Here is a 7666-nt window from a genome sequence, read left to right as displayed (position 1 = left end):
GTGTTGTGCGGCCGACATGTGCGGTTTGCCCTTGTTCGTGTTTCGATATCGCGACGGCGAATTGCGCGTCCTCTCCCTGTCAAACACCGGACGGGCGGGAACTGATGATCGAAGCGGGCGGGAAGTTGGTAACTGAATGTTGTCTGGTGGTCAGCGCGCGTAGACCAGGGTGGCGTAGCCCGCCACGACACGCAGCCGGATCGGGAAGGTTTCCGCCAGGCCACGCAGGGCCTCCTGCGGATCCGCCGTGTGGAAGGCGGCCGTGACCGGCAGCGCGCCCACGCCGGCATCCATCAGGAAGATGGGGCCGCGCTGGTAGCGTTGCAGCTCGGCCAGCACGGTGGCCAGCGGCACGTCGTTGAACACCAGGCGGTCCTGGCGCCAGGCCAGCGCGGCCGCCTGATCGAAGCGCGCGGGCGCGGCGCCGCCCGAGACGCCGTACCGCATCTGCCAGCCGGCTTCGAGCGTCACGGGGGGGCGCGTCGGGACGCGGCCGCACCGCGACCGCATGCTCGGTGACCGATACGGTGACGATGTCGTCCAGCAGCTTGACGTCGAATTGCGTGCCGAGCGCAGTGCTGATCCCCTGGCCGGCCCGCACGGAAAAGCGCCGTGCGGCGTCGGCGGCGACCTGGAAGTAAGCCTGGCCGCGATGCAGGGTCAATTGGCGTTGGCGGCTGTCGAAGCGGACCGACAACGCGGTGTCGCTGCCCAGTTCGAGCGCGCTGCCGTCGGCCAGGACGATGCGGCGCCGTTCGCCGATGCCGGTGCGATAGTCGGCCAGCAGGTGCAGGCGCGACAATGCATATAGCGCGGGAACCGTCACGGCCGCCGCGAGCACGCCCAGCATGGCGCGGCGACGATGCATGCGGTCAGCGACGGGGCGAACCGCGTCGAAGCGGTTCCACAGCGCCTGCGCCCGCGCATAGGCGGCGGGGTGGGCCGGGTCGGCCTCCAGCCAGCCGGCGAAGGCGCGGCGATCCTGTTCGGTGGCGTCCTCGTCGTGCAGCCGCGCGAGCCATTCCAGCGCGGCCAGGTAGATCGGGTCCTGGGCGGGGGCGGCCATGGCTCAGGCGGGTTCCAGCGCGGCGTCCAGCTGCGCCATGGCGGCCACGACCTGCGAGATCACGGTATTGCGGCTGGTGCCCATGCGTTCGGCGATCTCGTCATAGGACAGGCCTTCGATGCGCTTGAGCACGAAGGCCTGGCGGCGGCGTTCAGGCAGCGCCGCGATGGCCTCCAGCAGGCGTTGCAGCTCGCGCCGGTACATCACGATCATTTCCGGCGTGGGGCGGGAGTCGGGGAGGTGGTCCAGTTCCAGGCCGGTCAACTCCACCTCGGCGCGGCGGCGCGCATCGCGCAGGTGGTTGAGGGCCAGGTTGTGGGCCGCCCGGGTGATGTAGCCGGCATTGACCTGGGCGCGCTGGGCGCCCATGCGCAGCAAATTGGTGAAGGCCTGCTGCACGACGTCCTCGGCCGCGCCCTGGCTGCCGACGATACGGCGCACGATGGCGCGCAGGCGCCGCACTTCGGCTTGGTAGAGGGCGGAGATGTCGCCAACAGGCACGTTCATGGCAGGCCGGCGGGCGAGAAAGCCCGCGTGAGAACAGTCAAATACGATTGACAACTGTTCTCAATTATAGCGGGCTTGCCATCCGTGCCGCGCAGCGCCCCTGGCAAGGACGCGGGCCATGTCCTTCAGGCCGCCTTGGCCTCGCGCTCGATCAGTTCGCGCTTGCGCTCGATGCCCCAGCGGTAGCCGGCCAGCGAGCCGTCGGTGCGCACCACGCGATGGCAGGGGATGGCCAGCGCGATGTTGTTAGTGGCGCAGGCCCGCGCCACCGCGCGCACCGAACGCGGCGAGCCGATGCGTTCGGCGACGTCGGTGTAGGTGACGGTGGTGCCCACCGGGATCTCGCGCAGCGCCTCCCAGACGCGGCGCTGGAAGGCGGTGCCGCGCACGTCCAGCGGCAGGTGCAGGCCCACCGAGGGGTTCTCGACGAAACCGACCACCGCCGCCATCCATTGCTCGAATTCCTGGTCGGCGCCGATCAGCCGGGCCGCCTTGAAGCGGTCCTGCAGGTTGCGCACCAGCTGTTCGGGATCCTCGTGCAGCGCGATTTCGCAGATGCCGGTGTCGCTGGCCGCCACCAGCAGCGCGCCGAGCGCGCACTGGCCCACGGCGAAGCGGATCTCGACGCCTTCGCCGTCCTTGCGGAAGGCGGTGGGCGTCATGCCGAGGATGGCCGGCGCGGCCTCGTAGAAGCGGCCGCTGGAGTTGAAGCCGGCGCCGTACATGGCGTCGGTGACGCTGGCGCTCTGGCGCAACTGCTGGCGGGCGCGGTCGGCGCGCAGCGCGTTGGCGTAGGCCTTGGGCGTGATGCCGGTGGCCGCCTTGAAGATGCGGTGGAAGTGGAAGCGGCTCATGCCGGCCTGTTCGGCCAGCGTGTTCAGGTCGGGCGGCTGCTCGGCCTCCAGCGCCCGGCAGGCGCGTTCGACGGCGGCGGCGTGCTGTTTGCTCAAGGGGGCGGCGTGGGTCATGTCGGGCTCCAGGGGCGCGCCGGTTTGCGCGCTTTCGACAATGTTCTCAAAGGCCGGCCCGCGCCGCACTCCGGTTGTTGCCGGGGGCGGCTCGCGCCCCAGGCCCGGGCCTCAGGCCAGCGCGTAGGCGTCCAGGAAGCGGCGCACCAGTTCGCCCGACACCGGGGTGGCGCGCACGTTGGCGGACAGGCCGGGCACGTCGAGGTTCTCGGCGGCGTAGCGGCGGCCGAAGCGTTCGAGGTGGGCGCGCACGAAATCGGGGCCGAATTCGGGGTGGAACTGGGTCGAGAAGATGTTGCGGCCGATGCGGATCATCTGGTGCGGGTCCAGGTCGGAACGCGCCAGCACGGCCGCGCCGGGCGGCAATTGCAGCACGGTCTGCGCATGCAGCATCTGCGCCGGGAAGGTGGGCGGCAGGCCGGCCAGCAGCTTGTCGCCGGCGGCAGCGGGCAGCAGTTCGACCGTCTGGGTGCCGACTTCGCGGCCGGCGGGGTTGTAGCCCACCTTGCCGCCCAGGGCGTGCGCCAGCAACTGGTGGCCGTAGCAGATGCCGAACATGGGCAGGCCGGCCGCGGCGGCCTCGCGCAGCCAGGCGGCGGTGTCTTCGCTCCAGGGTTCCAGGTCGGTGACCATGGCGGGCGAGCCGGTGATCAGGGCGGCGCGGTACTGGTCCGGCGCGCGCGGGCGTTCGCCGGCGTGGACGGCGACCACTTCAAGGGCGTCGGGCGTCAGGCCGGAGGCCCGCGCCAGCTGCTCGGCATAGCCGCCGAACTGGCTTTTGAGCGTATCGTCCGGGTCGCCCGTGTGCAGGATGAGGACGGGGCGGGCGGAGGAGATTGCAGCGGTCATTGGGGTGTGTGCGTGGAAAATGCCAGCGGCCGGGGACGGCAGCCAGCGCACATCATAATCCAGGCGATTGTCCAGGGGCGGCGGGGGTGTCACCGCGGCGTCATGGAAATACGTACAATCCGCTGACCGACTCATCCTTTCAGGCGAACGTAACTATGTGGATTTGGTTAGGGCTGGCCGCGCTGGCGCTCATAGGCGAACTGGCGACGGGAACCTTCTACTTGCTGCTGGTGGCGCTGGGATTGGCCGCGGGCGGTGTCGCCGCCTGGCTGCTGGCGGGCCTGGAATGGCAGCTGGTGGCGTGCGGCGTCGTGCTGCTGCTGGGCCTGCTGGTCCTGCGCAAGACGCGCGTCCTGAAAAAGCGCGAGGTCGACGCGTCCCGCAACGCCGACGTCAACCTGGACATCGGCCAGACCGTCAAGGTGGAAGCCTGGAGCCAGGACGGCAACGCGCGCGTCTGGTACCGCGGCGCGCACTGGCAGGCGGAACTGGCCGAGGGGCAGCCGGCCCACGGCGGCGAACACATCATCACCGAAATGCGCGGCACGCGCCTGGTCCTGACTCCGAAGGGGGACGCGACCGGCGCCACGCGCTAGGGCGTGGCGGCGTGGCGGGCTTGGAGCCTGGCCGCGCCGGCCCGTCCCGAGGCAGGACCCGGACCCGCGCAGACGGGCCGGCCGCAGCAGGCGCCCTGACTTTCGCGGGCAGGCGCGTCACCGCATTCACCCCAGAAGAGGCACCACACCATGATCGATAACTCCACCATCGTCCTGCTCGTCATCGTCGCGCTGGCGATCCTGATCGTCATCAGGGCGATCGCCATCGTCCCCCAGCAGCACGCCTGGGTGGTCGAGCGGCTGGGCAAGTTCGACCGCGTACTGTCGCCGGGCGCCGGCTTCGTGATCCCGTTCATCGAGCGCGTTTCCTACAAGCACTCGCTCAAGGAAATCCCGCTGGACGTGCCGAGCCAGGTCTGCATCACGCGCGACAACACCCAATTGCAGGTGGACGGCGTGCTGTACTTCCAGGTGACCGACCCGATGCGCGCCTCGTACGGCTCGTCCAACTACATCTCGGCCATCACGCAGCTGGCGCAGACCACGCTGCGCTCGGTGATCGGCAAGATGGAACTGGACCGCACCTTCGAGGAACGCGACGCCATCAACAGCACCATCGTGTCCTCGCTCGACGAGGCCGCGCTGAACTGGGGCGTGAAGGTGCTGCGCTATGAAATCAAGGATTTGACGCCGCCCAACGAGATCCTGCGCTCGATGCAGGCGCAGATCACCGCCGAGCGTGAAAAGCGCGCGCTGATCGCGGCCTCGGAAGGCCGCCGCCAGGAACAGATCAACATCGCCACCGGCGAACGCGAAGCCGCCATCGCCCGCTCGGAAGGCGAGAAGCAGGCCCAGATCAACCAGGCGCAGGGTGAAGCCGCTGCCGTGCTGGCCATCGCGGAAGCCACCGCCAAGGCCATTACGCAGGTGGCCGACGCGGTGCGCCAGCCCGGCGGCATGGAAGCGGTCAACCTGAAGGTGGCCGAGCGCTACGTCGAGGCCTTCGGCAACGTGGCCAAGGAAGGCAACACCCTGATCCTGCCGGCCAATCTGGCGGACGTGGGCGGCATGATCGCCTCGGCCATGACCATCGTCAAATCCACCCGCAACAGCTGAACCGCGCGCCGTGAGGCGCCCCGCCCATGATTGCTCCCGTGCATTTGCTGTTGATCGCAGTACTGACGGGAGTGCTGTCGCTCTGCGTGCTGGGATCCCTGGCGCGCAGCGGCATGGCGGGGATCCGCGAAACCATACGCGCCAACCTGCTCACGCTGTTGGCGTTTTTTTTATTCGGGCTGCAGGCCACCGAGGCGCCGCGCTGGCTGTCGATCCTGCTGCCCAACATGCTGGTCAGCCTGGCGCTGTGCGCCTATTACACCGGCCTGCGGCGCCTCCTGGGGCAGCGCCTGCCGCGCCACCTGATGGGCCTGGCCTGCGCCACCGCCTGGCTGGTGCTGGTGGGCTACACCTACCTGGACAGCCAGGTCGCGCCGCGCATCGTGGCCATGTCGGCGCTGCAGATGGGCTTCATGTTCGCGGTGGCCGCGGCGGTGTGGCAGGGCCGGCCGGCCAACCGCTCGCGCTACAGCTACTACTTCGTCTGGTCGGTGGCGATGATCTTGGGCGTGACCTGCGCGCTGCGCGTGGCGCTGTTCGCCTCCGGCGTGGCCCACGCCGATTTCCTGCTGCAGCCGACCGCCTGGAACATCCTGTTCATGACGCTGGGCGTGCTGGCGATGCCGTGCCTGTCGCTGGGCACCATCATGATCATCCATGACCGCATGCTGGCCGACCGCGAGCAGGAGGCCAGCACCGATTTCCTGACCGGGCTGATGTCGCGCAAGGCCTGGTGGCTGCAGGGCGAGCGCTACTGCGCCCACGCCCTGCGCACGCGCCGGCCGCTGACGCTGATGGTGCTGGACATCGACCATTTCAAGCGCATCAACGACACCCACGGCCATGCCGCCGGCGACGCGGTGCTGCGCCATTTCGGCCTGCTGGCCACGGCCACGCTGCGTACCGGCGACCACGTGGGCCGGGTGGGGGGCGAGGAATTCAGCGTGCTGTTCGCCGACATGCGCAGCGATGCGGTGATGGAGGTGGCGGACCGGCTGCTCGATTCGGTGCGGCGCACGCCGTGCGCGCATGGCGGCAGCACCATCGCCTATACCTTCAGCGCCGGGGTGGCGGACTGGCTGCCGGGCGAGAACCTGCAGGCCTTTTTCGAGCGCGCCGACCGCATGCTGTACGCGGCCAAGCAGGGCGGCCGCAACCGGGTGACGGGACCGGGCGTGAGCCTGGTCGAGCCGCCGCCGCTGCCGGTGGCGGCCTGATGCCGCGAGGCGGGGGTCAGCTGTCCTTGCGCGAGGCGCGGGTGTCGTGCTTCATGATGCGTTCTTTTTCGCGCTGCCAGTCCTTTTCGCGGGCCGTGTCGCGCTTGTCGAACAGCTTCTTGCCGCGGCCCAGGGCGAAATCGAGCTTGATGCGGCCGTTCTTGTAGTGCAGGTTGAGCGGCACCAGGGTGTAGCCGCGCTGTTCGACCTTGCCGATCAGCTTGCTGATTTCCTCGGCCTTGAGCAGCAGCTTGCGGGTGCGCATGGCGTCCGGATGGATGTGGGTGGACGCGGTGGGCAGGGGGCTGACGTGCATGCCCAGCAGGTAGAGTTCGCCATCGCGCACGATGACGTAGCTTTCCTTGAGCTGCACGCGGCCATCGCGGATCGCCTTGACTTCCCAGCCCTGGAGCACCAGGCCGGCTTCGTAGCGGTCTTCGATGAAATAGTCGTGCGTGGCCTTGCGGTTATCGATAATGCTCATCTTGTGGGGCCCAATATGCCCGTTTGTTCTTCGTTTGTGCTCGTTTGCGCCCCGGCGGCGCAGTGCCGGTAAAATCCTATCATTCTAGCCATTTGCGATAGTCGATGCACAAAGTACAGCGATCCGTCCTGGTGCCCTACAGCGCCGCCCAGATGTTCGACCTGGTCGCCGACGTGGAAAAGTACCCCGAGTTCATGCCGTGGTGTGGCGGCGCCGAGGTGCAGACCCGCGACGAGCACGGCATGCAGGCGTCCATCCTGATCAGTTTCGCGGGCATGAAGCAGCGCTTCACCACGCGCAACCGGCACGTCTACCCCGACCGCATCGACCTCGAACTGGTCGACGGCCCCTTTTCCAGCCTGGTGGGGCACTGGGAGTTCCAGCCGCTGGCCGAGGATGCCTGCAAGGTGCTGTTCACCATGGAATACGCCTTTTCCAACCGGGCGCTGGAGATGGTGGTGGGGCCGGTGTTCAACCGCATCGCCACCAGCTTCATCGATTCCTTCACCAAGCGCGCGCAGGCCAAGTATGGCGAATGAGCCGTCCGCCGCCGGCCAGATCGAGGTCTCGGTCTGTTATGCCTTGTCGGCCCAGGTCTGGCTGCGCGAACTGCGCCTGCCGGCCGGCGCGACGGTGGCCGACGCCCTGCGCGCCAGCGGTTTCGCCCAGGCCTTTCCGGTGGTCCAGCCCTGGGAGCGGGGCGTGGGCGTGTTCGGCCGCGTGGTCGAGGCCGGCACGCCGCTGGCCGACGGCGACCGCGTCGAGATCTATCGCGGACTGAGCTTCGATCCCAAGGAATCGCGCCGCCGCCGCGCCGAGCACCGGCGCGCCAAGACCGCCCGCAACGGCCGGGTGCGTCCGGCCGGGCTGCTCTAGCGGCTGGCCCCGGGCGCGCGCCGCCC

Annotated in this window: 10 protein-coding genes and 1 pseudogene; 5 read left to right on the top strand and 6 right to left on the bottom strand. The window is 68.9% G+C overall.

What is annotated here, in order from left to right; genetic code table 11:
* Positions 1 to 150 precede the first annotated feature (150 nt).
* The 5 genes and pseudogenes from AOZ49_RS33615 to AOZ49_RS17765 all read right to left on the bottom strand — a co-directional run bounded on the left by AOZ49_RS33615 (position 151) and on the right by AOZ49_RS17765 (position 3390).
* Positions 151 to 471 (bottom strand): FecR family protein, encoded by a 321-nt coding sequence (locus tag AOZ49_RS33615; protein ID WP_231690381.1) that lies wholly within the window; start codon positions 469 to 471, stop codon positions 151 to 153.
* A 91-nt stretch (positions 472 to 562) separates the two neighbouring features.
* Positions 563 to 1066: pseudogene (locus tag AOZ49_RS34010) on the bottom strand (FecR domain-containing protein); the annotation flags it as partial.
* Positions 1067 to 1069: 3 nt separating this feature from the next.
* Positions 1070 to 1573, bottom strand: coding sequence for an RNA polymerase sigma factor (locus tag AOZ49_RS17775; protein ID WP_054476884.1), 504 nt, complete (start codon positions 1571 to 1573; stop codon positions 1070 to 1072).
* Between the two features lie 125 nt (positions 1574 to 1698).
* Complete coding sequence (locus AOZ49_RS17770; protein WP_082380491.1) at positions 1699 to 2541, bottom strand: bifunctional transcriptional activator/DNA repair enzyme AdaA; 843 nt, start codon at positions 2539 to 2541, stop codon at positions 1699 to 1701.
* A 111-nt stretch (positions 2542 to 2652) separates the two neighbouring features.
* Positions 2653 to 3390 carry a glutamine amidotransferase gene (locus AOZ49_RS17765; protein ID WP_054431152.1) on the bottom strand — a complete coding sequence of 246 codons (738 nt, stop codon included), beginning with the start codon at positions 3388 to 3390 and terminating at the stop codon, positions 2653 to 2655.
* Positions 3391 to 3545: 155 nt separating this feature from the next.
* Here AOZ49_RS17765 and AOZ49_RS17760 point away from each other — a divergent pair, with 155 nt between their 5' ends.
* The 3 genes from AOZ49_RS17760 (at position 3546) to AOZ49_RS17750 (ending at position 6280) form a co-directional block, all read left to right on the top strand.
* Positions 3546 to 3986: an NfeD family protein gene (locus AOZ49_RS17760; RefSeq protein ID WP_054431154.1), complete on the top strand. Its 441-nt coding sequence runs from the start codon at positions 3546 to 3548 to the stop codon at positions 3984 to 3986.
* Between the two features lie 150 nt (positions 3987 to 4136).
* On the top strand, positions 4137 to 5063 hold the full coding sequence (locus tag AOZ49_RS17755; RefSeq protein ID WP_006394518.1) for an SPFH domain-containing protein: 927 nt from the start codon (positions 4137 to 4139) through the stop codon (positions 5061 to 5063).
* A 26-nt stretch (positions 5064 to 5089) separates the two neighbouring features.
* On the top strand, positions 5090 to 6280 hold the full coding sequence (locus AOZ49_RS17750; protein WP_054476882.1) for a GGDEF domain-containing protein: 1191 nt from the start codon (positions 5090 to 5092) through the stop codon (positions 6278 to 6280).
* 16 nt (positions 6281 to 6296) lie between these two features.
* Here the strand turns inward: AOZ49_RS17750 and smpB are convergent, their stop codons facing one another.
* The gene (gene smpB, locus AOZ49_RS17745) at positions 6297 to 6764 is read right to left on the bottom strand and encodes an SsrA-binding protein SmpB (protein WP_006394520.1); all 468 of its coding nucleotides are present in this window, start codon (positions 6762 to 6764) and stop codon (positions 6297 to 6299) included.
* A 104-nt stretch (positions 6765 to 6868) separates the two neighbouring features.
* On the opposite strand from smpB, the gene AOZ49_RS17740 reads away from it, so the two are divergent.
* Positions 6869 to 7303 carry a type II toxin-antitoxin system RatA family toxin gene (locus AOZ49_RS17740; protein ID WP_006385176.1) on the top strand — a complete coding sequence of 145 codons (435 nt, stop codon included), beginning with the start codon at positions 6869 to 6871 and terminating at the stop codon, positions 7301 to 7303.
* Positions 7293 to 7640 (top strand): RnfH family protein, encoded by a 348-nt coding sequence (locus AOZ49_RS17735; RefSeq protein ID WP_054476880.1) that lies wholly within the window; start codon positions 7293 to 7295, stop codon positions 7638 to 7640. The genes AOZ49_RS17740 and AOZ49_RS17735 overlap by 11 nt, the downstream gene beginning before the upstream one ends.
* Positions 7641 to 7666: the final 26 nt, after the last annotated feature.

Source organism: Achromobacter sp. 2789STDY5608615, from assembly GCF_001298995.1.
GTDB classification, from domain to species: Bacteria; Pseudomonadota; Gammaproteobacteria; order Burkholderiales; family Burkholderiaceae_B; genus Achromobacter; species Achromobacter insuavis.
The sequence above is the reverse complement of the archived record's forward strand: the minus strand, read 5'-3'. Positions and strand labels throughout refer to the sequence as shown.

What these genes read in the sequence shown, in the direction of transcription:
- AOZ49_RS17775 (WP_054476884.1), bottom strand. Translation starts at nt 1,573, where the DNA reads ATGAACGTGCCTGTTGGCGACATCTCCGCCCTCTACCAAGCCGAAGTG.
- AOZ49_RS17770 (WP_082380491.1), bottom strand. Translation starts at nt 2,541, where the DNA reads ATGACCCACGCCGCCCCCTTGAGCAAACAGCACGCCGCCGCCGTCGAA.
- AOZ49_RS17765 (WP_054431152.1), bottom strand. Translation starts at nt 3,390, where the DNA reads ATGACCGCTGCAATCTCCTCCGCCCGCCCCGTCCTCATCCTGCACACG.
- AOZ49_RS17760 (WP_054431154.1), top strand. Translation starts at nt 3,546, where the DNA reads ATGTGGATTTGGTTAGGGCTGGCCGCGCTGGCGCTCATAGGCGAACTG.
- AOZ49_RS17755 (WP_006394518.1), top strand. Translation starts at nt 4,137, where the DNA reads ATGATCGATAACTCCACCATCGTCCTGCTCGTCATCGTCGCGCTGGCG.
- AOZ49_RS17750 (WP_054476882.1), top strand. Translation starts at nt 5,090, where the DNA reads ATGATTGCTCCCGTGCATTTGCTGTTGATCGCAGTACTGACGGGAGTG.
- smpB (WP_006394520.1), bottom strand. Translation starts at nt 6,764, where the DNA reads ATGAGCATTATCGATAACCGCAAGGCCACGCACGACTATTTCATCGAA.
- AOZ49_RS17740 (WP_006385176.1), top strand. Translation starts at nt 6,869, where the DNA reads ATGCACAAAGTACAGCGATCCGTCCTGGTGCCCTACAGCGCCGCCCAG.
- AOZ49_RS17735 (WP_054476880.1), top strand. Translation starts at nt 7,293, where the DNA reads ATGGCGAATGAGCCGTCCGCCGCCGGCCAGATCGAGGTCTCGGTCTGT.